The organism is Pseudomonas sp. M5A4_2d (assembly GCF_053345295.1).
The window spans coordinates 324,556-346,918 of record NZ_JBKEZW010000004.1 but is presented as its reverse complement, the minus strand read 5'-3'; the positions used below and the strand labels follow the sequence as shown (position 1 = coordinate 346,918).

At 58.6% G+C, this 22,363-nt stretch carries 25 protein-coding genes and 1 pseudogene; 14 read left to right on the top strand and 12 right to left on the bottom strand.

Annotated features, from left to right (window positions below; genetic code table 11):
* Together ACLBW8_RS14740 and ACLBW8_RS14735 are read right to left on the bottom strand one after the other, a co-directional pair.
* On the bottom strand, positions 1–774 hold the full coding sequence (locus tag ACLBW8_RS14740; protein WP_447805654.1) for a nucleotidyltransferase domain-containing protein: 774 nt from the start codon (positions 772–774) through the stop codon (positions 1–3).
* Between the two features lie 46 nt (positions 775–820).
* The gene (locus tag ACLBW8_RS14735; RefSeq protein ID WP_432750471.1) at positions 821–997 is read right to left on the bottom strand and encodes a hypothetical protein; all 177 of its coding nucleotides are present in this window, start codon (positions 995–997) and stop codon (positions 821–823) included.
* Between the two features lie 420 nt (positions 998–1,417).
* Here ACLBW8_RS14735 and ACLBW8_RS14730 point away from each other — a divergent pair, with 420 nt between their 5' ends.
* The gene (locus ACLBW8_RS14730; RefSeq protein ID WP_447805653.1) at positions 1,418–1,885 is read left to right on the top strand and encodes a DUF1203 domain-containing protein; all 468 of its coding nucleotides are present in this window, start codon (positions 1,418–1,420) and stop codon (positions 1,883–1,885) included.
* A 115-nt stretch (positions 1,886–2,000) separates the two neighbouring features.
* Here the strand turns inward: ACLBW8_RS14730 and ACLBW8_RS14725 are convergent.
* A pseudogene (locus ACLBW8_RS14725) lies at positions 2,001–2,408 on the bottom strand (DUF4113 domain-containing protein); the annotation flags it as partial.
* 143 nt (positions 2,409–2,551) lie between these two features.
* Between ACLBW8_RS14725 and ACLBW8_RS14720 the strand changes: the two are divergent.
* The 4 genes from ACLBW8_RS14720 to tal all read left to right on the top strand — a co-directional run bounded on the left by ACLBW8_RS14720 (position 2,552) and on the right by tal (position 5,550).
* The gene (locus ACLBW8_RS14720) at positions 2,552–2,794 is read left to right on the top strand and encodes a CopG family ribbon-helix-helix protein (protein ID WP_447805652.1); all 243 of its coding nucleotides are present in this window, start codon (positions 2,552–2,554) and stop codon (positions 2,792–2,794) included.
* Positions 2,784–3,068: a type II toxin-antitoxin system RelE/ParE family toxin gene (locus ACLBW8_RS14715; protein WP_447805651.1), complete on the top strand. Its 285-nt coding sequence runs from the start codon at positions 2,784–2,786 to the stop codon at positions 3,066–3,068. The genes ACLBW8_RS14720 and ACLBW8_RS14715 overlap by 11 nt, the downstream gene beginning before the upstream one ends.
* A gap of 83 nt (positions 3,069–3,151) precedes the next feature.
* Complete coding sequence (gene dusA / locus ACLBW8_RS14710; protein WP_447805650.1) at positions 3,152–4,138, top strand: tRNA dihydrouridine(20/20a) synthase DusA; 987 nt, start codon at positions 3,152–3,154, stop codon at positions 4,136–4,138.
* 485 nt (positions 4,139–4,623) lie between these two features.
* Entirely contained in the window at positions 4,624–5,550 is a 927-nt protein-coding gene (gene tal / locus ACLBW8_RS14705) for a transaldolase (protein WP_064451405.1), read from the top strand.
* A gap of 202 nt (positions 5,551–5,752) precedes the next feature.
* Here the strand turns inward: tal and rssC are convergent, their stop codons facing one another.
* Together rssC and rssB are read right to left on the bottom strand one after the other, a co-directional pair.
* Positions 5,753–6,235: an anti-sigma factor antagonist RssC gene (rssC, locus tag ACLBW8_RS14700; RefSeq protein WP_010566476.1), complete on the bottom strand. Its 483-nt coding sequence runs from the start codon at positions 6,233–6,235 to the stop codon at positions 5,753–5,755.
* Positions 6,235–7,416: a two-component system response regulator RssB gene (rssB, locus tag ACLBW8_RS14695; protein WP_447805649.1), complete on the bottom strand. Its 1,182-nt coding sequence runs from the start codon at positions 7,414–7,416 to the stop codon at positions 6,235–6,237. Before rssB ends, rssC begins: the two co-directional genes overlap by 1 nt.
* Before the next feature lie 276 nt (positions 7,417–7,692).
* On the opposite strand from rssB, the gene ACLBW8_RS14690 reads away from it, so the two are divergent.
* Positions 7,693–7,989, top strand: coding sequence for a PilZ domain-containing protein (locus tag ACLBW8_RS14690; protein ID WP_064454876.1), 297 nt, complete (start codon positions 7,693–7,695; stop codon positions 7,987–7,989).
* A gap of 61 nt (positions 7,990–8,050) precedes the next feature.
* Here ACLBW8_RS14690 and ACLBW8_RS14685 read toward each other — a convergent pair whose 3' ends face one another.
* On the bottom strand, positions 8,051–8,740 hold the full coding sequence (locus ACLBW8_RS14685; protein WP_064451403.1) for an MlaA family lipoprotein: 690 nt from the start codon (positions 8,738–8,740) through the stop codon (positions 8,051–8,053).
* 196 nt (positions 8,741–8,936) lie between these two features.
* Here ACLBW8_RS14685 and ACLBW8_RS14680 point away from each other — a divergent pair, with 196 nt between their 5' ends.
* Both ACLBW8_RS14680 and ACLBW8_RS14675 read left to right on the top strand, forming a co-directional pair.
* A complete protein-coding gene (locus ACLBW8_RS14680; protein ID WP_064451402.1) occupies positions 8,937–9,545 on the top strand; it encodes a hypothetical protein in 609 nt (202 codons plus the stop codon).
* Between the two features lie 110 nt (positions 9,546–9,655).
* Positions 9,656–9,922 (top strand): DUF4404 family protein, encoded by a 267-nt coding sequence (locus tag ACLBW8_RS14675; protein ID WP_221294227.1) that lies wholly within the window; start codon positions 9,656–9,658, stop codon positions 9,920–9,922.
* A 135-nt stretch (positions 9,923–10,057) separates the two neighbouring features.
* On the opposite strand, the gene queF is transcribed toward ACLBW8_RS14675, so the two are convergent.
* Together queF and copI are read right to left on the bottom strand one after the other, a co-directional pair.
* Complete coding sequence (queF, locus tag ACLBW8_RS14670; RefSeq protein WP_447805648.1) at positions 10,058–10,888, bottom strand: NADPH-dependent 7-cyano-7-deazaguanine reductase QueF; 831 nt, start codon at positions 10,886–10,888, stop codon at positions 10,058–10,060.
* Between the two features lie 69 nt (positions 10,889–10,957).
* Complete coding sequence (copI, locus tag ACLBW8_RS14665) at positions 10,958–11,479, bottom strand: copper-resistant cuproprotein CopI (protein ID WP_447805647.1); 522 nt, start codon at positions 11,477–11,479, stop codon at positions 10,958–10,960.
* 155 nt (positions 11,480–11,634) lie between these two features.
* Here copI and ACLBW8_RS14660 point away from each other — a divergent pair, with 155 nt between their 5' ends.
* Both ACLBW8_RS14660 and ACLBW8_RS14655 read left to right on the top strand, forming a co-directional pair.
* Positions 11,635–12,315: a heavy metal response regulator transcription factor gene (locus ACLBW8_RS14660; RefSeq protein ID WP_407016445.1), complete on the top strand. Its 681-nt coding sequence runs from the start codon at positions 11,635–11,637 to the stop codon at positions 12,313–12,315.
* Complete coding sequence (locus ACLBW8_RS14655; RefSeq protein ID WP_447805664.1) at positions 12,312–13,667, top strand: heavy metal sensor histidine kinase; 1,356 nt, start codon at positions 12,312–12,314, stop codon at positions 13,665–13,667. The genes ACLBW8_RS14660 and ACLBW8_RS14655 overlap by 4 nt, the downstream gene beginning before the upstream one ends.
* A 115-nt stretch (positions 13,668–13,782) precedes the next feature.
* Here the strand turns inward: ACLBW8_RS14655 and ACLBW8_RS14650 are convergent, their stop codons facing one another.
* From ACLBW8_RS14650 to ACLBW8_RS14640, 3 genes are read right to left on the bottom strand one after another with little or no spacing between them, the layout of a single operon-like run.
* Entirely contained in the window at positions 13,783–15,027 is a 1,245-nt protein-coding gene (locus ACLBW8_RS14650; RefSeq protein WP_447805646.1) for a lipoprotein-releasing ABC transporter permease subunit, read from the bottom strand.
* Positions 15,028–15,087: 60 nt separating this feature from the next.
* Positions 15,088–15,771 carry a lipoprotein-releasing ABC transporter ATP-binding protein LolD gene (gene lolD, locus ACLBW8_RS14645; protein WP_447805645.1) on the bottom strand — a complete coding sequence of 228 codons (684 nt, stop codon included), beginning with the start codon at positions 15,769–15,771 and terminating at the stop codon, positions 15,088–15,090.
* 7 nt (positions 15,772–15,778) lie between these two features.
* Positions 15,779–17,029 carry a lipoprotein-releasing ABC transporter permease subunit gene (locus ACLBW8_RS14640; RefSeq protein ID WP_064451396.1) on the bottom strand — a complete coding sequence of 417 codons (1,251 nt, stop codon included), beginning with the start codon at positions 17,027–17,029 and terminating at the stop codon, positions 15,779–15,781.
* Positions 17,030–17,123: 94 nt separating this feature from the next.
* On the opposite strand from ACLBW8_RS14640, the gene ACLBW8_RS14635 reads away from it, so the two are divergent.
* Together ACLBW8_RS14635 and ACLBW8_RS14630 are read left to right on the top strand one after the other, a co-directional pair.
* Positions 17,124–17,708 carry a PilZ domain-containing protein gene (locus tag ACLBW8_RS14635; protein WP_064451395.1) on the top strand — a complete coding sequence of 195 codons (585 nt, stop codon included), beginning with the start codon at positions 17,124–17,126 and terminating at the stop codon, positions 17,706–17,708.
* Between the two features lie 44 nt (positions 17,709–17,752).
* Positions 17,753–18,475 (top strand): glycerophosphodiester phosphodiesterase, encoded by a 723-nt coding sequence (locus ACLBW8_RS14630; RefSeq protein ID WP_064451394.1) that lies wholly within the window; start codon positions 17,753–17,755, stop codon positions 18,473–18,475.
* 42 nt (positions 18,476–18,517) lie between these two features.
* On the opposite strand, the gene sthA is transcribed toward ACLBW8_RS14630, so the two are convergent.
* Positions 18,518–19,912 carry a Si-specific NAD(P)(+) transhydrogenase gene (gene sthA, locus ACLBW8_RS14625; RefSeq protein ID WP_012722857.1) on the bottom strand — a complete coding sequence of 465 codons (1,395 nt, stop codon included), beginning with the start codon at positions 19,910–19,912 and terminating at the stop codon, positions 18,518–18,520.
* A 234-nt stretch (positions 19,913–20,146) separates the two neighbouring features.
* Between sthA and ACLBW8_RS14620 the strand changes: the two genes are divergently transcribed.
* On the top strand, positions 20,147–20,689 hold the full coding sequence (locus ACLBW8_RS14620) for a chalcone isomerase family protein (RefSeq protein WP_221294224.1): 543 nt from the start codon (positions 20,147–20,149) through the stop codon (positions 20,687–20,689).
* Positions 20,690–20,946: 257 nt separating this feature from the next.
* Positions 20,947–22,245 (top strand): MFS transporter, encoded by a 1,299-nt coding sequence (gene tcuC, locus ACLBW8_RS14615; protein ID WP_432750477.1) that lies wholly within the window; start codon positions 20,947–20,949, stop codon positions 22,243–22,245.
* The last annotated feature ends 118 nt before the right edge of the window (positions 22,246–22,363 follow it).

Genomic DNA, 22,363 nt, shown 5'->3' with positions numbered 1-22,363 from the left:
CTATCGCTCTGTCCTAATATCAAAATCTATTTTTTTAAACGGCAGATGGCGTTGAAAGAAGCCTTTTAATAACTCGGCAAGCTCTTCAAGCCTTATCAATTCCGGCTGTTTAAAAACACGCTGAAAAGCAGTAAGAACAGCAGATCCACCTTCATTTCTTTCCGTCTCAAAAACAGGCGCGTGCTTGTAACCGCGAAACAAGCTAAAATCCAGGGCATAGAAAATATGTACAAATGCTCGATAGGAAAATAGAAGCATATCTACAAAAGTCGCGTAATCACCCCTTTCCAAATAAACAGCAAAGCCATAGTCCCTGATAAATCGGTAATTGCCTTCTATAACTCTTCCCCTAGCCTCTTTATCAAGAACCAAATTTAGAGTTAGTTTTCTTACCTCAACGTCATCCCTATAATACTGCCCTGCTTGCAACGCAGATAAATACAGTTGAGTTCTTGGTGATAAATCTTTATATGACTTGTAATGACCAATACACTCTACTATTGAATCAACTCTATCCAATCTTAGATCTATTACTTCGCCAGCAAAAAAAACATCTGCTTGAAAACCTCGAGAAGTTTTTCTAATATTTTCAGCGCCCGCGATATTGGAAAAATCAATATTTCCATTATGAACTATGCACACATCCACATCTGAAAATCTATCATTTTGTTTAATAGCAAGCGAACCGCCTATATATATGGAAAACTCAAAATTATCGAGACTCTGGATCATTTTTCTACAAAAATCATGTGCAATTTTTTCGGCATTAATCATATAGCGCCCTAACGCGCCACCGATAGGTGGCGCGCCTGTAGATTAATTACGCAGCTTGCAACTGAGAATTAACCATCCAGTCATCATCACCACGGTCGATCATCATTGTAGTGGCATGCTGAAACAACTCCATCTCTTCCCCAGAAGGCAAAGTAGTGGCGTCAACAGTAAGAGCGTTTTCTTGGACCTGAACCAGTTCTTTTGCATCCATAGCAGCTTTCATAGAAATTCCCATTTGAGTTGATTAATCCTTGAATCACCCACCCGCCTCCAACTTAATAGTTGGGTAAGTCAAGGCCATTTCAACGTAGCACTCCAATATTTCTATTTCTTTAAATAATAGTTACAGTTTCGCGGCAAAATAACTTCTACCAAGATATCTCTCCACGATGTAAACGTGCCGAACCTTAAAAATTTTCATTTGAAAATTAAAAATTCTTAGTAATTTCTTTTGATCGAAATAATCCATATAAAGAGACCGCCCCTTAGCTGACGTCCAAACTCACACGATTTTTGGCTTAACGATCCGTTGCTAAAACGCTGCGCTCCGGCGCGCTTGGCTTGAATGACGCAGCAAGAATCGGATAGTAAGTACTGCACGAATTCCAGTCTGATAGCACTCCAAACCAATAGGAGTTCGATCATGGTATTTCGTATAACTGGCCTTTCCCCCGAGCCATTCCAGTCACTGTTTGGACTACCCGACCAAGAACTCTCGTCTCTGGGGATAAAGCGTTACATCGTCGACAGCAACCCAGGCTTTCCTGACCGTATCGAAATGAAGGATGCGGAACTAGGTCAGAGCGTGCTTTTACTCAACCATGTCTCTCAGGCAGCCAAGACGCCCTACCATACCTCACACGCGATCTTCATCCGGGAGTGGGCCACGCAAGCTTATGACGCAGTCGACCAGATACCCGAGTCTATGCGAATCCGCCTACTATCCCTTCGCGCTTTCACTGACGATGGGATGATGCTCGACGCCGACGTCGCTGATGGGATAGCAATAGAACCTGTCATTACTCGGATGTTTGCCAATCCAGAGGTTAGTTACATTCACGTTCACAACGCCAAGCAGGGTTGCTACTCCGGGCGGATAGATCGAGCGTAGTCACCGCAAGCCTTGGTGACTCCTCCTTCTGTCGACTCTGCTGGTCATCCACTGGCCGGTATTGGCCGATTGCTGCCGCTCACAAACGGCAGCTATTGGCCAAAAAAAGCAGCAGTTATTTACAGGGTACGGACCAAAGCTGATCAAGCTTGGTTGTGTAGCTTTGGCTCATCATTTCGCGACGCATACCCCAGTCAGGATTCGCTGGCACGCTGGCAGTACGAAGCGTGCCACGCCCCCACCGGTCATTGATCTGGTCCAAAACCGTCATAACCCGGGTCGACTCGGCCGGCTGAGAAATTGCGAAAAGATCGTCGGTGTATTCACCAGGCTGACAAAGGTTAAGCAGCATCACTTCAGCCTTGCTGTACTTGAACCCAGGCCGGAATATTCGGTCCAGCCCGTCGACGGCGGCTTTGGTTAGTAGACGAACGTCATCAGTTGGATACGGCATATCCACCACGACCCCGTTTGCATACTTCGCTTCGTCCGGGTTGAACATGCCGGTGCGAATGCATACGCGCGAGGGATATCGGGGTCAGACCACGATACTCCGGCAGTGATGTCGAACAAATCACTCCCGGATACACCTCGCGACGACCTGTCGATTCAAGCGAGTGTTCCACGGTGTAAGATGCCCCACAAGCGTCCACCATTGAGGCCACCATGACTGGAATATCCCTAAACCTGCCAGAAGACCTGTCCAACTCTCTCGCCGACCTGGCCAAAACCAACGGCCAGACTGCGACCTACCTGGCGATGGACGTTCTTCGCGACTACATCGAACACGAAAAAACGCTGACCGCTCAGATCGAGCTGGCAGTAAAAGAAGCCGACCAAGGCAAATTCGCCACCGAAGACCAAGTGGCAGCGATGCGTGCTAGGCGCTGGAGCCGGAATGCAGGTTGAGTGGCTTGAAAAAGCACTCAAAAATCTGGAAGACGAAGCAAACTATATTGCTCTCGAAAACCCAAAGGCAGCTGACGACTTCTCCGACGCCATCTTCGCCAGCGTCGACAAGCTAGCTCAGTTTCCCTCCATGGGCCGTGAAGGTCGGGTCAAACACACCCGAGAATGGGCAGTTCCCAACTGGTCTTACCTGATTCCGTATCGGGTACGCAGTGATCGCCTACAAATTCTTGGCATATTCCACACACGGCAACGTCCGCGCTCGAAGTGGTGAAGGTCGCAAAACACGCGCCTCCCACACCCAAGACCCATCCCTGATAAACTGCGCCCCATTCACCCCGCTGACTCAGACCCCCAATGCCCCTACAAACCGCTCCCCTCTCCCGCCGCTTCTCCGTCGCCCCGATGATGGATTGGACCGACCGCCACTGCCGGTTCTTCCTGCGCCTGCTCTCCAAGCACGCCCTGCTCTACACCGAGATGGTCACCACGGGCGCGATCCTGCACGGCGACCACGACCGTTTCCTGCGTCACAACGAAGCCGAGCACCCACTCGCGCTGCAGTTGGGCGGCAGTGTTCCTGCCGACCTGGCCGCTTGCGCGCGTATGGCTGAGGCTGGCGGTTATGACGAAGTGAACTTGAACGTCGGCTGCCCGAGTGATCGGGTGCAGAACAATATGATCGGCGCGATCCTGATGGCGCACCCTGCACTTGTGGCGGATTGCGTGAAGGCGATGCGGGATGCGGTGTCGATTCCGGTGACGGTGAAGCATCGTATCGGGATTAATGGGCGCGACAGTTATGCCGAGTTGTGTGATTTCGTCGGGACGGTGAGGGACGCCGGGTGCACCAGTTTTACGGTGCATGCGCGGATTGCGATTCTGGAGGGGTTGTCGCCGAAGGAGAATCGCGACATTCCGCCGTTGCGCTATGACGTGGCAGCGCAGTTGAAGCAGGATTTCCCGGAGCTGGAGATTGTGCTGAACGGTGGGATCAAGACGCTGGAGCAGTGCCAAGCGCATTTGCAGTTGTTCGATGGGGTGATGTTGGGGCGCGAGGCTTATCACAATCCGTATTTGCTGGCGGAGGTGGATCAGCAGTTGTTTGGCAGTGAGGCGCCGGTGGTTAGTCGGGCTGAGGCGCTGGCGCAGTTGCGGCCGTATATTGCGGAGCATTTGGCCAGTGGTGGGGCGATGCATCACATTACGCGGCATGTGCTGGGGTTGGGGACCGGGTTTCCGGGGGCTCGCCGGTTCAGGCAGTTGTTGTCGGTGGATATTCATAAGGCGAGTGATCCGTTGGCGTTGCTGGATCAGGCGGGGGAGTTGTTGGAGGGGCGGTGATTTAGTGGGTTGGGTGTCAGTGGGGTTATTTGGGGCTGACAGGCCGCCTTCGCGAGCAAGCCCGCTCCCACAGTTTTGGGTGATGAGTGTCAGGGGGATGTTTAGGGGCTGGGCTGGCATCATCGCGAGCAAGCCCGCTCCCACAGTTTTGGGTGATGGGTGTCAGGGGGTTGTTCAGGGGCTGGGCTGGCGTCATCGCTGGCAAGCCAGCTCCCACATTTTGAGCTGTGTGCATCAGGTAGGTGGTGGTGGTTTTTTGAGGGCGTCATTGCTGATAGGCCCGCTCCCACATTTTGCCTGGGGTGGTCATCGGGCAGTTGGGTTGAACCTGATGGCGATTTTGGCCTCCTAGTTAGCAGTACGGCCGGTGATTCAAACGGCTGTTTTCAGGTTGTTGCCCTCGCAAACGATCGAACGCATTTGCGCCCTTGAGCGCCTGCCGGCGCTCGGGTAATGTCATCAGACCCACAGGACAGAGCACGCCCATGACTTCCAAGCTGGAACAACTCAAGCAATTCACCACCGTTGTAGCCGATACCGGCGATTTTTCTACTCTCGCCAAGCTCAAGCCGCAAGACGCCACTACCAACCCTTCCCTGCTGCTTAAGGCCGCTTCGATCCCAGGCTATGCCAAGCTGCTGGATGAGTGCGTTAAGGACTGTAACGGCGACGTGGGCCTGGCCAGCGACCGTTTTGCGGTGGCGGTGGGTCAAGAGATTCTCAAAGTCGTACCGGGCCGTATTTCCACTGAGGTGGATGCCCGCCTGTCGTTCGACACTGACGCCGTACTCAAGCGTGCGCACCGTCTGATCGACCTGTACGACAAAGCCGGCGTTGGCCGTGACCGTGTGCTGATCAAGATCGCCTCCACCTGGGAAGGCATCCGTGCAGCCGAGACGCTGGAAAAAGAAGGTATCCAGACCAACCTGACGCTGCTGTTCTCGTTTGCCCAGGCCGTGGCCTGTGCCGAGGCAGGGGTGTTCCTGATTTCGCCGTTCGTGGGCCGTATCTACGACTGGTACAAGAAGGCCAACGGCAACGACTACACCGGTTCCGATGATCCGGGCGTGCAGTCGGTGACGCGCATCTACAACTACTACAAGGCCAATGGCTACAAGACGGTGGTGATGGGTGCGAGCTTCCGTAACCTCAGCCAGATTGAAGAGCTGGCCGGGTGTGATCGCCTGACCATCAGCCCGGACCTGCTGGAGAAGCTGGCGGCGGATGAAGGCAAGCTGGAACGCAAGTTGGCACCAGGCCATGCCGGCGAAGCGCGGGTGCATTTGACTGAAGCGCAGTTCCGTTGGGAGTCCAACGAGGACGCGATGGCGACTGAGAAGCTGGCGGAGGGGATTCGTCAGTTTGCTCGGGACCAGGAGAAGCTGGAGGCGTTGTTGGCTGCCAAGTTGTAAGGCAGTCGGCGACAAAAAGGGCGGCACCTGTGAGGGTGCCGCCCTTTTTTGTGTCTTTCGCCTACCTCAAGCCAAGCGCAGCTCAACTGTGGGAGCGGGCTTGCTCGCGAAAGCGGTGGGTCAGTTACGAATTTACTGACTGACACACCGCTTTCGCGAGCAAGCCCGCTCCCACATTGGAATTGTGCGTGTCAACTGGAGGTTAGTGGCGTTCCAGGGCGTTGACGAGGTCGTGGAAGGCTTCGCGGTTGGACTCGTTCAGGCCCATCAGGATCTTGTGCGCTTCGAGCACCTTGATCCGTACCACTTCTTCGGACTGGTCTTGCGAAGGCAGGTCGGTCAGGCATTCCGGGCAGGGGATCGGGCGGTCAACGATATTGAACACCTGATCAAAACCCATGGACTGCAACAGCCGGGTGATGTCTTCGTGGGTGGTGACGACAGTCGGCAACAGGCCAACCTTCTGCCGCGACAGAATGGACAACTTGGCCAGCAAGCCAAGGGTGGTGCTGTCGATGCTGCGGGTTTCGGTCAGATCGATCACGATCGCCGAGAAATTCAGGGCTGTGAAAATCCGCTCAATCGTTGCATCCAGCGCCGAACATAAGGTCAGGCGCACTTCACCGACAAACTTCAGGACGAAGGTCCCGTCTTGCTCGGCGAATTGGATTCTTCCGGTACTCATCAAAGATTCCTGCTCAACACCAATAGGGCGATATCATCCGGCATCTCCCCTAGCGTGGCCAATCCAAAAACCTGCCGCAGGCCATCCAGGCTGCCGCCCGCCAACTTGACCTTTTCAGGCAAGGCGGCTTCTTTCTCCTTGAGTGTAGGCTCTGGAAGCAGGTCCAGGATACCGTCGGACATCAGCGTGAGGCTGAAGGTCGGCGGCAGTTCCAGGATGTGGTCTTCGTAGGTGGCTTCATTGAACAAGCCCACCGGCAGACCACGGCCTTCCAGGTAACGCACACTGTCTGGAGTGTATAAAACCGGCATCGGCAGGTGACCGCCGATGCTGTAGGTCAAAAGACCGGTTTCTTCATCGATCACGCCGCCGACCATCGTCACGTGCTTGCCCAGCTTACAGCTGATCAGGCCTCGGTTGATGTGGCCCAGCACCTCGGAGGGGGTGAACTCCGGCAAGGTGCCATTGCGCTTGGATTCGAACAACAGCCGTGTGGTCATGAACTTCAACAACACGGTGACAAAAGCAGAAGAAGCGCCGTGGCCGGAGACGTCGGCCAGGTAGAACGCCACACGCCGCTCATCGACGCGGAAATAATCGACGAAATCACCCGACAGGTACAACGACGGGATGATCTGGTGCGCAAACTTGAACTCGTCGATGGTCCAGGGGCTGACCGGCAGCATGTTCATCTGCACCTGGCGACCGGCGTTCTGGTCTTCCTGGAGCAGGTTGAGGCTGGCTTCGAGCTCGCGGTTGGCGGTTTCGAGCTTTTCGCGGTAGCGCTGGTTTTCCAGCAGCAGGCGGGCACGGTCCAGCGCGCGGCGCACCGAGTGCTCCAGCACGGCCAGGTCTTCCAGGGGCTTGATCAGGTAATCGGCAGCGCCCAGGCGCAGGGCCTCGACGGCGTCGTTCATCACGCCGGCACCGGACACAACAATCACCGGCGTCTGCGGGGCAAGCTCAGTCACCTGGCGGATCAGCTCGAGGCCGCCCATCTGGGGCATGCGCAGGTCGCAGATCACAAGGTCGGGCTTGTCGCGCTCGAATACCTGGAGACCCTGTTGGCCATTACTGGCCTGCAGGACGCTGAAGCCACTGTCTTCCAAATAGGCCGCGAGGCTCGCGTGCACTACTTCGTCGTCATCGATTATCAGCAGCGTGGCACTGGTTTTTTGCATGTGGGCAAACGGCGCCAGAATTAGGTTGGCGTAGGTGGCTCGACAATGGCCGGGCTCACGTACTGGATTCGCTTTCTAGCCTCTCTGTCCTACAAAGCATTGGGATTTTGCCCATGCACAAAGGTAAAGCAGAGGTGCCCTTCTAAGGCGCAGACGGTACTCCCATCCGTCAGGGGTTTCAAGCTCATGCCGATGGTCGCCGGGCGTCTTTACACCGCAAATCACCGGGAGTTATAAGAACAGCCACCACCACAACACAAAGTAAGGATGGAAGCTGTGAGCGAACATGAGCGCGACTACGCCGAAAAACGCGATTTCATCCGCATGCGAGTGGATGCCGATGTGTCGTTGATCCACGCCGGGCAGGAGATTGCCGGGGTCTGTGTAGACCTTTCCAGCTCCGGTATGCAGGTTGAGGCACCGCGCCAGTTCGAGGTCGGAGACCCGCTGACGGTGCGTATTGATTCAGAGCACGCCGCCCTCGCGGGCCTGGAGGCGGACACCGAGGTGGTGTGGGCCAGGAATGAAGGCGAGCGCCAGCACCTGGGCCTCAGGATCTTGAAAATGCGCTGAAACCGCGCACAAAAAAGGCGACCACTCGGGTCGCCTTTTTTTCATTTCAAAACGTCACGGCTTAAAAGTCGTCGACGACCTTGCCGTCCTTGACCTTGAACTCACGGTTCTGCAGGTAAGCGTTACGGATGAAGGTGTATTTGTCGCCAGAGATCAGTTTCTCGCTGTCGAGCAGGCTGGCACGGGTATCGACGATGTTCAGGCCGAAGGTGCTGTTGCGCCAGCCGATATCGTTCATGTAACGGTACGGTTGGGTGTAGCTGTCGACGTATTTGGACGGCGCATCACGCAGGGTGCTTGGGCCGAGCAGCGGCAGCATCACGTAAGGACCGCTGCCGACGCCCCAGCGACCCAGGGTCTGGCCGAAGTCTTCGTCGTTGCGTTGCAGCCCCATTTTGGTGCCGACATCAATGAAGCCCAGCACACCAAACGTGGTGTTCATCAGCAAACGAGCGGTGTCGACACCGGCCGCGTGGGGCTTGAGCTGCAACACGTCGTTGGCAAAGTTGCCGACATCGCCGATGTTGCGGAAGAAGTTATGGATGCCAGTCTGCATGAATTGCGGGGTGACAAACTGGTAGCCCTGCGCCAATGGCTTGAGCGCATAGGTATCAACGGTATCGTTGAAGGTGAAGATCGGGCGGTTAACGCTTTCCCATGGATCGTCTTCCGACGCAGCCTGGACGGCGAACGGGGCCAGAAGGACGGTGGCACACACAGATAGCTGAGCGAAGTAGTGGCTCCAGCGCATAGCTTTTGCTCCTTGAATGGTCTGTCATGGGCGCTATGCCCTGAATAAGATCGTCAGTATATGACGGAAGTGTCGATTTAGGCAGCAGCGAGGAAACGACATACGCAAAATGCACAAAATTCCTACAAGTACACCTGAGTGTCATCCGCTTGTCATGTCGCCCCGATAGCGTCACAGCTATTTCAGGGATGTCGAAATGCCTCACGCCGAAATTGCCGTCGCCAGAGCCCCCTCCTTGACTGCCGTGCTGTTTGGCCTGAGTGGCTGCCTGGTGGATTTCGGTTCCCAGGCCCGCACCGACTCGCCCGCCCCCGATTCCCAAGCCACGCCTGGCGCGCTGAAGATATTGCGCAGCCTCAAGGACCAAGGCGTACCTTGCGCCTGGCTGGATGAGCTGCCCGCCTCAGTGACCACACCCCTGTCGGCCGCATTGCCCGACTGGGTGAAGGCAACGCCACCCTCCTCCATCCGCTGGCCGGCGCCGCATGCCTGCTGGCAAGCCTTGATGGCCTTGAATATCGAACGCCTGGAAGGCTGCGTGCTGGTCAGCGGCGAGCCACGCTTGCTGCAAGCGGGCCTCAACGCCGGGTTGTGGACCATCGGCCTGGCGTCCTGCGGCTCACTGTGCGGCTTGGCACCGGAGCAATGGCAGGCGCTGACCGAGCAGCAACGCGAGCATAAGCGCGGTAAAGCCACGGTGGCGCTGTATGGGTTGGGCGTGCATTCGGTGATCGACCACCTTGGCGAGCTGGGCACGTGCCTGGCGGATATCAGCCTGCGCCAGCTCAAAGGCGAGAAGCCCTGATAGAGATCATGCACTGAAGGCGCCGGTGGATTAATCTACAGGTCAGCCCGTAGACCTTTCCCGGCGTGCCGCGGTCTATGCCAGTGCCTATCGATAAAAGGAAGAACGCCATGCCTGCCCGCGAAGAGTTGAAAAACCAAGTCAAAGTATTGCGCGAGCAATTGGACAGCGACCCGCTGATGTCGGCGGAAAAACGCGACGAACTCGAAACACTGATTGCCGAACTTGAAGTTCAAGAGCCTCTGGAAGGCGCCATTCAGGACCCAAGCATCGCCGATGGCGTGAACCTGGCGGTTGAACGCTTCGAACTGGACCACCCGGGCATTGCCGGGACCTTGCGCAATATTGTGACGACCCTGGGCAATATCGGGATATAACCCGAAACCAAGCCAAACGCAGAACCAAAATGTGGGAGGGGGCTTGCTCCCGATAGCGGAGTGTCAGGCACAGTATTTGTGCCTGACCCACTGCAATCGGGAGCAAGCCCCCTCCCACATTTTTTTGTATTAAGGCTACTGACGTGCCAGGCGCACGTTCTGGAACGGCATGTCTTCCGTGCTGCGATACGGGTTGATGTCCAACCCACCGCGCCGCACATACCGCGCATACACCGTCAATTTTTCCGGCTTGAGCAAGCGCTGCAGGTCGAGAAAGATCCGCTCCACGCACTGCTCATGGAAGTCCGAGTGCTGGCGAAAGCTTACGATGTATTCCAGCAGGCTGGCGTGATCCAGGGCCGAACCACGGTATTGCACCGCCACACTGCCCCAATCGGGCTGGCTGGTAACCGGGCAGTTGGATTTGAGCAGGTGGCTGTGCACGCTCTCCTCGACAATGCGCAAATCATCGCAGCGCAGCAGTTCCGGGCGCGGGTGTTCGTAGTTGCTGACGCTGATGTCCAGGTCATCAATGCACACGCCCGGCAGGGCCTGCACACCTTCGGCCTCAACCTCGGCCAAACGGCGGATACGCACGCTCACCGGTTTGCCGGCGGCGGCGCTGAGGTCGGTGCGCAAGGTCGCTTCCAGGCTTGCCGTATCGGCAAACGCGGTCTGGTTCAGCGAGTTGAGGTACAGCTTGAAGGACTTGGACTCGATGATGTTCGGCGAGTCGGCCGGAATGCTGAATTCACCGATGGCCACCACCGGCTTGCCCGACGGCAGCAGCCAGGACAATTCGAAGCAGTTCCAGAAATCCACGCCTTTGTAAGGCAGGGTTTCGGCGCTCAGGCCCAGCTCGGCCCATTTGGCGGCGCGAGGGATCGGGAACAGCAACGACGGGGTGTAAGTGGAGATGTATTCACTGGACTTGCCCAGCGGCGAATGTTCGGCTGCGGGATGCATGGCGGAAACCTGGCTAAATAAACCGCGCCAGTCTACCAGCCTTTGCCCCCGCCCCTAAAAAACACCCGATCAATCGACGTTGAGCTTGCCGACCATGCCCGCCTGATAGTGCCCGGGGATATTACAGGCGAATTCCAGACCCGTGGCCTTGGTGAAGGTCCAGGTCAGCTCGGCCGTTTTGCCGGGCTCTACCAGCACACTGTTGGGGTCGTCATGTTTCATGCCGCCCATGTCACCGTGGCCCATGGCGCTGTGGTCCATCTTGCCCATGCCGGTGGCGGTGAGCATGCCGCTGGCCTGCATCTGCAACATTTCCTTCTGGTGTGCGGCATGCATCGCCGCGTCGCCCAGGTTGAATTCATGCAGCAACTGGCCCTTGTTGACCAGCACAAAGCGCACGGTCTCACCGGCTTTTACGTCCAGCGACTTGGGTGAAAAGGAAATATCCTGCAGCACCACTTCCACGCTGCGCGTGGCTTTGTCAGCCGACGCCGCATGGCCGAAGGCAAATGTGTGGGCCGTGTCAGCCACCGCATCGAAACTCAAGGCCAACAGGCAACCCGCCAGCAATAGGGGTGTACGCAACGCCATCTCGGTTCTCCAAAAGTGTGTGAACAGCTTGGGCAGCACTCTAAGATGGCGCCGCTGCCAGCCAGCTGACTGCTAGATTACAACTTTGTCAGGTTACGCCCCTGCCCTGGCGCCCACGGTATAAAGCCCGCTGCTCCCGCTGCCAAGAGTTGCCCATGAAACTGCTGATCGTCGAAGACCAACCGAAAACCGGCCATTACCTGCGCCAGGGCCTGACCGAGGCGGGCTTTACCACCGAATTGGTGGCCGACGGCACCACCGGGCAACATCTGGCATTGACCGGTGATTACGACCTGCTGATCCTCGATGTGATGCTGCCGGGCCGCGACGGCTGGCAAATCCTGCAAGCCGTGCGCAGCGCCGGCCTGGACATCCCGGTGCTGTTCCTCACCGCCCGCGATGCCGTCGAAGACCGCGTGCACGGCCTGGAGCTGGGCGCCGACGATTACCTGGTCAAGCCCTTCGCCTTTTCCGAACTGTTGGCCCGGGTGCGCAGCCTGTTGCGCCGTGGCAGCAGCACACCGCAGGAAACCGCGCTGCAACTGGCCGACCTGCGCCTGGACCTGATCCGCCGCCGCGTCGAGCGGGACGGTCAGCGCATCGACCTCACCGCCAAGGAATTCTCCCTGCTGGAACTGCTGCTGCGCCGCCAGGGCGAAGTGCTGCCCAAGTCGCTGATCGCCTCTCAAGTGTGGGACATGAATTTCGACAGCGACACCAACATCATCGAAGTGGCGATTCGCCGATTGCGCCTGAAAGTCGACGACCATTTCCCCAACAAGCTGATCCACACCGTGCGCGGCATGGGCTATGTGCTGGAGGAACGGTGCAATTGATCAAGCGCCTGTCCCTGGCCAGCCGACTGGCGCTGCTGTTTGCGGCGTGCACGGCGGTGGTCTCGCTGATCGCAGGCGTGTTGTTCAACCAGGCCAGTGAGGCGCACTTTGTCGAACTCGACCAACAGTTGCTCGACGGCAAACTGGTGGCCTTGCGCAGCACGTTGCAGGGTGTGGATACGCCGCAGTTGTTCGCCCAGCGCGAAGCGCAATTGCGCACCGAACTCAACCGGCAACCCGACCTTGCGTTGCGCATCACTGCCGACGGCCAGCGCTGGTATGACGGCGCACCGGGCGTCGCACTGCCCGCAGCGCCCGGCCTGCACAGCCTGCAAAACGCCGGCACCGACTATCGCGTGTACAACGTGCCGTTGCTGCCAAACCAGCCGGGCTCGCCGCAACTGAGCCTGATGCTCGACATCACCCATCACCAGCACTTCCTGCAACGCATGCAGCATCTGATCTGGCTGACCGTCGGCCTCTCGGCCCTGGCCACCGCGCTACTCGGCGCCTGGGCGGCACGCAGTGGCTTGCGGCCGTTGCGGCGCATGAGTGAAGTGGCTGCCGGAGTATCTGCTCAGTCATTGACCCAACGCCTGCCCCAGCAGCAAATGCCGGTGGAACTGGCCGAGCTGGCCCAGGCCTTCAACGCGATGCTGGGCCGCCTGGACGACTCGTTCCAGCGCCTCTCGGCCTTCTCTGCTGACATCGCCCACGAACTGCGCACGCCGCTGTCGAACCTGCTGACCCACACCCAAGTCATCCTCACCCAGCCGCGCCCGCTGGAGGATTACCGCGAGGCGCTGCACAGCAACCTGGAGGAGCTGCAATGGATGGCGCAGTTGGTGAATGACATGTTGTACCTGGCCAAGGCGGATCACGGGCTGCTCATGCCCAAGCGCGAAGCCTTGGTGCTGGAAGATGAAGTGGAGGCGCTGCTGGAATTCTTCGCCTTGTTGGCGGAGGACGCCCACGTGAGCCTGGTGCGCGAAGGCACCGCCCATACGGCGGGTGATCGCGGCATGTTGCGCCGGGCATTGTCGAATTTGCTCGATAACGCACTCAGGTTTACCCCGGCCGGTGGCGAAGTGCGGGTGCGGATGGTTGAAAGCAAACGGGGCGTGAGGCTGACGGTGGAGAATACGGGGGAAGGCATTCCGGCGGCGTTGTTACCGCGGTTGTTTGACCGGTTCTACCGGGCGGACCCGGCGCGCCGTGAAGGCAGCAGCGAGCATGCAGGGCTGGGGTTGGCGATTACCCAGTCGATTGTGCGGGCGCATGGGGGGAGGATTTATTGTGAGTCTGGGGCGGGGTGGACCAGGTTTGTGATTGAGTTGCCAACAGCAGATTGATGCAGGCCGGGCCGGCCCCTTCGCGAGCAAGCCCGCTCCCACATTCGACCGCATTCCAAAGGATGTACGCGGACAAATGTGGGAGCGGGCTTGCTCGCGAAAGCGGTCTTGAACGTTACGAATATCTCAAAGCATGCGCCGGCTCAATCTTCGCCGCCCGATACGCCGGGTACAGTGTCGCCAAAAAGCTCAGCACAAACCCCGCCGAGCAAATCAGCAGCACGTCGCCGCCCTGCAGTTCCGAAGGCAGGTTGCTGACAAAGTATACGTCCGAACTGAAGATATGCTGGCCGCTCACGCGCTCCAGCCACCCCACCAGTTCACTCACGTTCAACGCCGCGATCACGCCCAACACGCCGCCGATCAAGGTGCCGACGATGCCGATCACCGTGCCCTGCACCATGAAGATCGCCATGATCTGCCGTGGCGTGGCGCCGATGGTGCGCAAAATCGCGATGTCAGCGCCCTTGTCGTTCACCACCATGATCAAGGTGGCAATGATGTTGAACGCGGCGACGGCGACGATCATCAGCAACAGCAGGCCGATCATGGTCTTTTCCATCTTCATCGCGCTGAACAGGCTGCCCTGGGTGTGGGTCCAGTCATCCGGCTTGTAGGCCGCGCCCAGGCTGGCGGCGATGTCCGCCGAGACCTTGGACGCTGCGTACAGGTCCTTCACCGCCAGGCGCACGCTTTGCACCTGGTTCGGCTGCCAGTGCTGGATCTCGGCGGCGTCGGCCATGTTGATCAAGGCCATGGAGCCATCCAGCTCGGCGCCGACCTTGAAGATACCGACCACGTTCAAGCGCTGCATACGCGGGGTGATGCCGCCCGGCGCGGTGCTGATTTCCGGGACGATCAGGGTGAGCTTGTCGCCCACGTTCAGGCGGAAACGCCGTGCGGTGATGTCGCCGATGACCACGCCGAATTCGCCGGCTTTCAGGTCTTCCAGCTTGCCGCGCACGATATGCTGGGCCACGATCGACACCTTGCCTTCCTGGGCCGGGTCGACGCCGCTGATCTCGATCGGCTGCATCGCGCCTTTGTAGGAGAACATGCCGTCCATCTGCGTGAAAGGCACCGCTGCGGTGACTTCCGGGTTCTTCAACGCGGCAGTGGCCACGGGCTGCCAATCATCAATCGGGTTTACGCCGACGATGGTGGCGTGGGGCACCATGCCGAGAATGCGCGTGCTCATTTCGCGCTGGAAGCCGTTCATCACCGACAACACCACGATCATCGCCAGCACGCCCAGGGCGAGGCCGATCATCGAGGTCATCGAGATAAACGAAACAAAACGGTTGCGGCGCTTGGCGCGGGTATAGCGCGTGCCGATGAAAATCGATAACGGTCTGAACATTCGCGGGCACCGTTTAAAAAAATGAAAAAGCCCAGCGCCAGGCGCCGGGCTTGAAACGGGTCAGATGGCGACCAAGTGACCTTCCTGCAGGTGCAACACACGGTCCATCTGGCGGGCCATGCTCATGTCATGGGTCACCACCAGGAACGCGGTGCGCATCTGGGTGCTCAGTTCCAGCATCAAATCCTTGATGCCCTGGGCGGTGTGGGAGTCGAGGTTGCCGGTCGGCTCGTCGAGCATCACCAGGCCTGGGTTGTTCACCAGGGCGCGGGCAATCGCCACACGCTGGCGCTCACCGCCGGACAGCTCGGCCGGCTTGTGCTCCAGGCGATGGCCGAGGCCGACGCGCTCCAGCAACGCCTTGGCGCGCTGGCGGGCTTCCGGGATCGCGGTCTTGCCGATCAGCAGCGGCATGCACACGTTTTCCAGTGCAGTGAATTCCGCCAGCAAATGGTGGAACTGGTAGACAAAACCCAACGAACGGTTGCGCAGTTGACCGCGCGCCTTCTCACCGAGGGCCGACAACTCTTCGCCAGCCAGCCATACGCTGCCCTGGGACGGCGTATCCAGGCCGCCCAACAGGTTGAGCAAGGTACTTTTGCCCGAACCGGAACTGCCGACGATCGCCACGCGCTCGCCCGGGTGCAGTTCCAGCTGCAGGTTGGACAACACCACCACCGACTCCGGACCTTCCTCGTAGGATTTGCCCAGGTTGCGGCAGCTCAAAATCGCTTTTTCACTCATGCCCGATTCACTCATAACGTAAGGCCTGTGCTGGCTGGGTACGTGCCGCGCGCCAGGCTGGATACAGGGTGGCAAGGAAACTCAATAGCAACGCGGCGCCGCCCACCATCAACACGTCCTGGGCCTGAACCTGGGACGGCAGGTAGTCGATGAAGTAGACGTCGGCGTTGAGAAACTTGTGGCCGATGACTTTTTCCAGCGCGGCGATGGCGGCACTGACATTCAACGCGGCCAAAATGCCGACGGCGGTGCCGATCAAGGTGCCGACCACGCCAATCACGGTGCCCTGCACCATGAAGATCGCCATGATCTGCCCCGGCGTGGCGCCAAGGGTACGCAGGATGGCAATGTCGCCCTTCTTGTCGTTCACCACCATCACCAGGGTGGAGATGATGTTGAACGCGGCCACGGCAACGATCAGCAGCAACAACAGGCCGATCATGGCTTTTTCCATGCGGATGGCCTGGTACAGGTTGCCGTGGGTACGGGTCCAGTCGCGGGCGTAGTACTTGGATTCACCCAGGTGTTGGGCGATTTCCCAGGCGCCGCGCGGTGCGTCGAACAGGTCGTTGAACTTGAGGCGCAGGCCCTGCACCTGGTCCGGCTGCCAGCGATGCAGGCGCGCCAGGTCGGTGAGGTTGGTCAGGCCGAGGTAGCCGTCGATCTCGCCGGCGCCCACGTGGAACGTGCCGACCACGGTAAAGCGCTTCATGCGCGGGAACATGCCGGCCGGGGTCACGGTGACTTCCGGCGCGACGAAGGTCAGCTTGTCGCCGATGCCCACGCCGAGCTTGGCCGCGGCCTTGTCGCCGATCACGATGCCGAAGCTGCCGGGCGCGAGGTCGTCGAGTTTGCCCTGCAACATGAACTTGTCGATGATCGACACGTTACGTTCCTGGGCCGGATCGATGCCATTGAGCAGGATTTTCTGCACCTTGCCGTCGTTGGTCAGCAACCCCTGCATCTGGGTAAACGGCGCAACGGCCACCACCTTGGGGTTCTGCTTGACCTTGTCGGCCAGGCTTGGCCAGTCACTGATGGGCTCATCGGACTCGATGGTCGCGTGGGGCACCATGCCCAGCACGCGGGTGCGCATCTCATGATCGAAGCCGTTCATCACCGACAGCACCACGATCATCACGACCACGCCCAAGGCGAGCCCAATCATCGAGGTTAGGGAAATGAACGACACAAAATGATTGCGGCGCTTTGCACGGGTATAACGCGTGCCGATAAATACGAAGAGAGGTCTGAACATGTCGGGGCTTGTTCGGAGGAAAAGAAGACGTCCCGGTGGCGGGGTCAGGTAAGCAGCTTTACACTCAGACCATTACCGCTACTTTGGGTTCGCCATGTCGACATTAGATGAAGAAGAACGCCGCGAATACTACCGTATCGACGACATGATCGCACTTCAAATCAGCACACTGTCTGCCCCGGAGGCGGCGAGCAAGGAAGTGTTGCTGGATGATTCCCCGCTGTTCAATCTGCTCAGCGAACTGCACCTCAGCGAATTCGAAGCCCAGCACCTGCTGCGCCAGATCAGCGAGAAAGATCGCAGCCTGGCAGCCTTCCTCAAAGTCCAGAACAAACGCGTGGACCTGCTCAGCCAGATCATGGCCCGCGGCCTGCTGGATGAGGTGGGCGCGCCGCAGCCGGTGATCATTTCCGAGGGCGGCATTGACTTCATGCACCCCACGCCCCTCGCGCCCGGCGCTCACCTGGCCGTCAAGCTGGTGCTGATGCCTCAGGCGCTCGGCTTGCTGCTGCGCGCCCGCGTCACCCATTGTGACCCCAAGGGTGACGCATTTGAGGTGGGCACTGAGTTCGAATCCATGACCGACGCCCAACGCCAGTTGCTGGCACGCTATATCTTGCAGAAACAAGCCCAGGAACGACGCCTGGCACGGGAACAGAGCGACGCCCAAGACACCTGAATTCGTATTCACCCCGCCAGACAACCTGGCGCAAAGGAGCAACTGTGACCCTGATTTACGGCCACCGCGGTGCCAAAGGCGAAGCACCGGAAAACACCCTGACCAGCTTCCAGGAGTGCCTCAAGCACGGTGTACGCCGCTGCGAACTGGATTTGCACCTGTCCATGGACGGCGAGCTGATGGTCATCCACGACCCCACCCTCAAGCGCACGGCCGACCGGCGCGGCAAAGTCGTCGAGTATTCGGCGGCCGATCTTGTGAAGATGGACGCGCGCAAAGGCGGCCCAGGCTGGGTCAGCCCGTGCCCGATCCCGCGCCTGGAAGAACTGTTCGAGAAATGCGACTTCGATCACTGGCAACTGGAAGTCAAAAGCGCCTCACGCACCCGCGCCGCGACCACGGTGTTGGCGATTCGGGAGATGGCCGTACGTTTCGGCCTGATGGACAAGGTCACGGTGACCTCAAGCTCGCGGGAAGTGCTCAAAGCCGCCGTCGAACTCACCCCGGACCTGTCACGCGGACTGGTCGCCGAATACGCCTGGCTCGACCCGTTGAAGGTCGCGCAAAACTACGGCTGTGAATTTCTGGCGTTGAACTGGACGTTGTGCACCCCCGAGCGTCTGGAAAAAGCCCAGCGCCAGGGTTTGCATGTGTCCGTGTGGACAGTCAACGAACCTGCGCTGATGCGCAGGCTCGCCGACTTCGGCGTAGATAGCCTGATTACAGACTTTCCCGGTTTGGCCACTGCCACCCTCGAGAATTACTGAAATCGGTCTCCCCGGCCGGCTCAGGCCACCGGCCGGAGCCGCTCAAAAAAGCCGGTTGAGGCCGTCGTAGGCCGCTACCCGATAGGCTTCGGCCATGGTCGGGTAGTTGAACGTGGTGTTCACAAAATACTTGAGGGTATTTTGCTCACCCGGCTGACTCATGATCGCTTGGCCGATGTGCACGATTTCCGAGGCCTGGTAGCCGAAGCAATGCACGCCGAGGACTTCCAGGGTTTCGCGGTGAAACAGGATCTTCAGCATGCCTTGCGGCTCGCCGGCGATCTGCGCACGCGCCATGCTCTTGAAGAACGCCTTGCCGACTTCGTAAGGCACCTTGGCCTTGGTCAGTTCGTGTTCGTTTTTACCGATCGAGCTGATCTCGGGAATCGTGTAAATCCCGGTCGGCACATCGTTCACGTAACGCCAGCTGCCGTTGTCGACAATGCTGCCGGCCGCCGAACGGCCTTGGTCATGCGCGGCACTTGCCAGGCTTGGCCAGCCGATCACGTCACCGGCGCCGTAGATGTTGGTCACGCAGGTGCGGTAGTTCTCGTCCACTTCGATCTGGCCACGGCTGTTGACCTTGACCCCGATGTTTTCCATGCCCAGCTTGTCGGTGTTGCCGGTACGGCCGTTGCACCACAGCAAGGCGTCGGCCTTGATCTTCTTGCCGGACTTGAGGTGCAGGATCACGCCGTTGTCCAGGCCTTCGACCCGCTCGTACTCTTCGTTGTGGCGCACGGTGATGTTGTTGTTGCTGAAGTGGTAGCTCAACGCCTGGGAAATTTCCGAGTCGAGGAAGCTCAGCAACTGATCACGGTTATCCACCAGCTCCACCAGCACACCCAGGCCGCTGAAGATCGAGGCGTATTCACAGCCAATCACGCCGGCGCCATAGATGATCAGTTTGCGCGGGGTGTGGCCCAGGCTCAGGATGGTGTCGCTATCGTAGATACGCGGGTGGTGGAAATCGATATCGGCCGGGCGATACGGGCGCGAACCGGTGGCGATGATGATGTGCTTGGCCACCAGCTTCTCGACCACGCCGTTGGCGCAGACCACTTCGACGGTCTGCTCGTCGGCGAAACTGCCGGTGCCGAAGAACAGGTCGACACGGTTGCGGGCGTAGTAACCGGTGCGCGACGCCACTTGTTTGGAGATGACTTTCTCGGCGCTTTTCAACACGTCCGGGAACGAGAACCAGCGCGGCTCACCAATGGCCCGGAACATCGGGTTGGTGTTGAACTGCATGATCTGGCGCACCGAGTGACGCAAGGCCTTGGACGGGATGGTACCCAGGTGGGTGCAGTTACCGCCGACCTGGCGACGGCTATCGACCATCGCCACCTTGCGCCCAGCTTTGGCGGCGTTCATCGCCGCACCTTCTCCAGCCGGGCCGGAACCCAGTACCACCACGTCGTAGTTGTAGACAGCCATGCGTACTCCTCAGAACAGGCCAGGCGCACGGTTGGACGCCTGGCTAAATCATGCCGCGGCCAGCGGGCATGAAGGACAATTTGGCTCAAGTGTGTGAGCCGGGGCACAGTCTATATAAGCCTCAACGCCGCGAACATTAACCCTTGGTCGCGTCGTAGGCCAGTCTTGCCTTTACTACAGAACACGGAATTTGGAATTAGACTACTGACACTCACCTTTGCAGGACGAACCATTATGCGGCATGTCGTTTTCTGTTTAATGATGATTTTTTCGCTTGCGGTGCAGGCCAGTGAGGCTGATCGGCTCAGGCAGGCCGCTTTCCCCGCGCAATCTCATGAACTGGTGCTGAAAAACCAGGCCGTGCTGGTCTATCTGTGGGCCGATGTGTACGCCGCAGCGCTCTACACCCCGGCTGACCTGCGCGCAAAACAGGCCTGGGACCAGCAAAAGGACCTGCGCCTGGCGCTGTTCTACTTTCGCGACATCGATCGTAATGATGTGATCAAGGCTGCCAACACGGCGCTGGAACGCCAGCAAAGCAGCGCCACCCTGGCCCGCTTGAAGCCTGAACTGGACCAACTGCATGCCAGCTTTCGAAACATCCGCAGCGGTGATCGTTATGCCCTCGACTTTCGTCCTGGCCGTGGGTTGAACCTGGAGATCAACGAGCAGGTGGTGTTCAGCAGTCGCGATGATGAGTTGGCAAAAGCCTACCTTGGCATCTGGCTGGCGCCGAAAGGCCTGTCGGACAGCCTGCGCAAAAGCCTCCTGAATTAAACGCAAATCCCGTGTGGGAGCGGGCTTGCTCGCGAAAGCGGTGGGTCAGTTATTCATAAGTTGACTGACACACCGCTTTCGCGAGCAAGCCCGCTCCCACATTGTTTTTTCGCTGCCCTCTGATGTTGCGGCAATTAGTCAGCTTGCTATCAGTTTTTATTGCCTGTAGTAGCCAATACACATATGGTTACAAAACTGCAGGCAGGACGAATGATGACCAAGGATCACTAATAAGACAGCCAAAATGAGTGCATGACATGTCCACTACAACGGGCAAAGGCAAAGCGATTTTTCGCGTTGTCAGCGGCAACTTCCTAGAGATGTTCGACTTCATGGTCTATGGCTTCTATGCCACGGCCATCGCCAAAACCTTCTTCCCCAGCGACAGCGCCTTTGCTTCGCTGATGCTGTCCCTGGCGACCTTCGGCGCCGGGTTCCTGATGCGGCCCCTGGGCGCAATCTTCCTCGGTGCCTACATCGACCGCCACGGCCGCAAGAAAGGCCTGGTCATCACCTTGGCCTTGATGGCCGCCGGCACCGTCCTCATCGCCTGCGTACCCGGCTATGCCACATTGGGTGTGGCCGCGCCGCTGATCGTGCTGTTCGGTCGACTGCTCCAGGGTTTCTCGGCAGGCGTCGAGTTGGGCGGCGTGTCGGTGTACCTGGCGGAAATCGCCACACCGGGCCGCAAGGGCTTCTTCGTCAGTTGGCAGTCCGCCAGCCAGCAAGCCGCCGTGGTGTTCGCCGGTTTGCTCGGCGTGGGCTTGAACCACTGGCTAAGCCCCGAAGAAATGGGTGACTGGGGCTGGCGCGTGCCGTTCCTGATCGGCTGCCTGATCGTGCCGGTGATTTTCGTGATTCGTCGCTCGCTGGAAGAAACGCCTGAGTTCCAGGCGCGCAAACACCGCCCTACCCTGCAGGAAATCGTCCGCTCTATCGGTCAGAACTTTGGCATCGTCATCGCCGGTATGGCCCTGGTAGTAATGACCACTGTGTCGTTCTACCTGATCACCGCCTACACCCCGACCTTCGGCAAGGCCGAATTGCACCTCTCGGATTTCGATGCGTTGCTGGTGACGGTGTGCGTGGGCATTTCCAACTTCATCTGGCTGCCGGTGATGGGCGCGGTGTCGGACAAGATCGGGCGCAAGCCGCTGCTGCTGGGTGCGACGATTCTGGCGATCCTCACGGCTTACCCGGCGCTGTCCTGGCTGGTGGCCAACCCGAGCTTTAACCACCTGCTGATTGTGTTGTTGTGGTTGTCGTTCCTGTACGGCTCGTACAACGGTGCGATGGTCGTAGCGCTGACCGAGATCATGCCGGTGGAAGTTCGCACAACCGGCTTCTCCCTGGCCTACAGTTTGGCAACCGCAACGTTCGGTGGCTTCACGCCGGCGGCCTGCACCTATCTGATCCATGTGCTGGACAACAAGGCGGCACCGGGAATCTGGCTCAGTGGGGCGGCGGTGTTGGGGTTGATTGCCACACTGATCCTGTTCAAGGGCAATCGGCATGAACTGCGCACGGCGCAGGCTTCGATGGTGGGTGGCGCCTGATAAATCGCCTTCGCGAGCAAGCCCGCTCCCACATTTAGCCGCGTATATCCTGAAGAAATGCGGTCGAATGTGGGAGCGGGCTTGCTCGCGAAGAGGCCCTGCCAGCCACTACACAACC

What these genes read in the sequence shown, in the direction of transcription:
- ACLBW8_RS14740 (WP_447805654.1), bottom strand. Translation starts at nt 774, where the DNA reads ATGATTAATGCCGAAAAAATTGCACATGATTTTTGTAGAAAAATGATC.
- ACLBW8_RS14735 (WP_432750471.1), bottom strand. Translation starts at nt 997, where the DNA reads ATGAAAGCTGCTATGGATGCAAAAGAACTGGTTCAGGTCCAAGAAAAC.
- ACLBW8_RS14730 (WP_447805653.1), top strand. Translation starts at nt 1,418, where the DNA reads ATGGTATTTCGTATAACTGGCCTTTCCCCCGAGCCATTCCAGTCACTG.
- ACLBW8_RS14720 (WP_447805652.1), top strand. Translation starts at nt 2,552, where the DNA reads ATGACTGGAATATCCCTAAACCTGCCAGAAGACCTGTCCAACTCTCTC.
- ACLBW8_RS14715 (WP_447805651.1), top strand. Translation starts at nt 2,784, where the DNA reads ATGCAGGTTGAGTGGCTTGAAAAAGCACTCAAAAATCTGGAAGACGAA.
- dusA (WP_447805650.1), top strand. Translation starts at nt 3,152, where the DNA reads ATGCCCCTACAAACCGCTCCCCTCTCCCGCCGCTTCTCCGTCGCCCCG.
- tal (WP_064451405.1), top strand. Translation starts at nt 4,624, where the DNA reads ATGACTTCCAAGCTGGAACAACTCAAGCAATTCACCACCGTTGTAGCC.
- rssC (WP_010566476.1), bottom strand. Translation starts at nt 6,235, where the DNA reads ATGAGTACCGGAAGAATCCAATTCGCCGAGCAAGACGGGACCTTCGTC.
- rssB (WP_447805649.1), bottom strand. Translation starts at nt 7,416, where the DNA reads ATGCAAAAAACCAGTGCCACGCTGCTGATAATCGATGACGACGAAGTA.
- ACLBW8_RS14685 (WP_064451403.1), bottom strand. Translation starts at nt 8,740, where the DNA reads ATGCGCTGGAGCCACTACTTCGCTCAGCTATCTGTGTGTGCCACCGTC.
- ACLBW8_RS14680 (WP_064451402.1), top strand. Translation starts at nt 8,937, where the DNA reads ATGCCTCACGCCGAAATTGCCGTCGCCAGAGCCCCCTCCTTGACTGCC.
- ACLBW8_RS14675 (WP_221294227.1), top strand. Translation starts at nt 9,656, where the DNA reads ATGCCTGCCCGCGAAGAGTTGAAAAACCAAGTCAAAGTATTGCGCGAG.
- queF (WP_447805648.1), bottom strand. Translation starts at nt 10,888, where the DNA reads ATGCATCCCGCAGCCGAACATTCGCCGCTGGGCAAGTCCAGTGAATAC.
- copI (WP_447805647.1), bottom strand. Translation starts at nt 11,479, where the DNA reads ATGGCGTTGCGTACACCCCTATTGCTGGCGGGTTGCCTGTTGGCCTTG.
- ACLBW8_RS14660 (WP_407016445.1), top strand. Translation starts at nt 11,635, where the DNA reads ATGAAACTGCTGATCGTCGAAGACCAACCGAAAACCGGCCATTACCTG.
- ACLBW8_RS14650 (WP_447805646.1), bottom strand. Translation starts at nt 15,027, where the DNA reads ATGTTCAGACCGTTATCGATTTTCATCGGCACGCGCTATACCCGCGCC.
- lolD (WP_447805645.1), bottom strand. Translation starts at nt 15,771, where the DNA reads ATGAGTGAAAAAGCGATTTTGAGCTGCCGCAACCTGGGCAAATCCTAC.
- ACLBW8_RS14640 (WP_064451396.1), bottom strand. Translation starts at nt 17,029, where the DNA reads ATGTTCAGACCTCTCTTCGTATTTATCGGCACGCGTTATACCCGTGCA.
- ACLBW8_RS14635 (WP_064451395.1), top strand. Translation starts at nt 17,124, where the DNA reads ATGTCGACATTAGATGAAGAAGAACGCCGCGAATACTACCGTATCGAC.
- sthA (WP_012722857.1), bottom strand. Translation starts at nt 19,912, where the DNA reads ATGGCTGTCTACAACTACGACGTGGTGGTACTGGGTTCCGGCCCGGCT.
- ACLBW8_RS14620 (WP_221294224.1), top strand. Translation starts at nt 20,147, where the DNA reads ATGCGGCATGTCGTTTTCTGTTTAATGATGATTTTTTCGCTTGCGGTG.
- tcuC (WP_432750477.1), top strand. Translation starts at nt 20,947, where the DNA reads ATGTCCACTACAACGGGCAAAGGCAAAGCGATTTTTCGCGTTGTCAGC.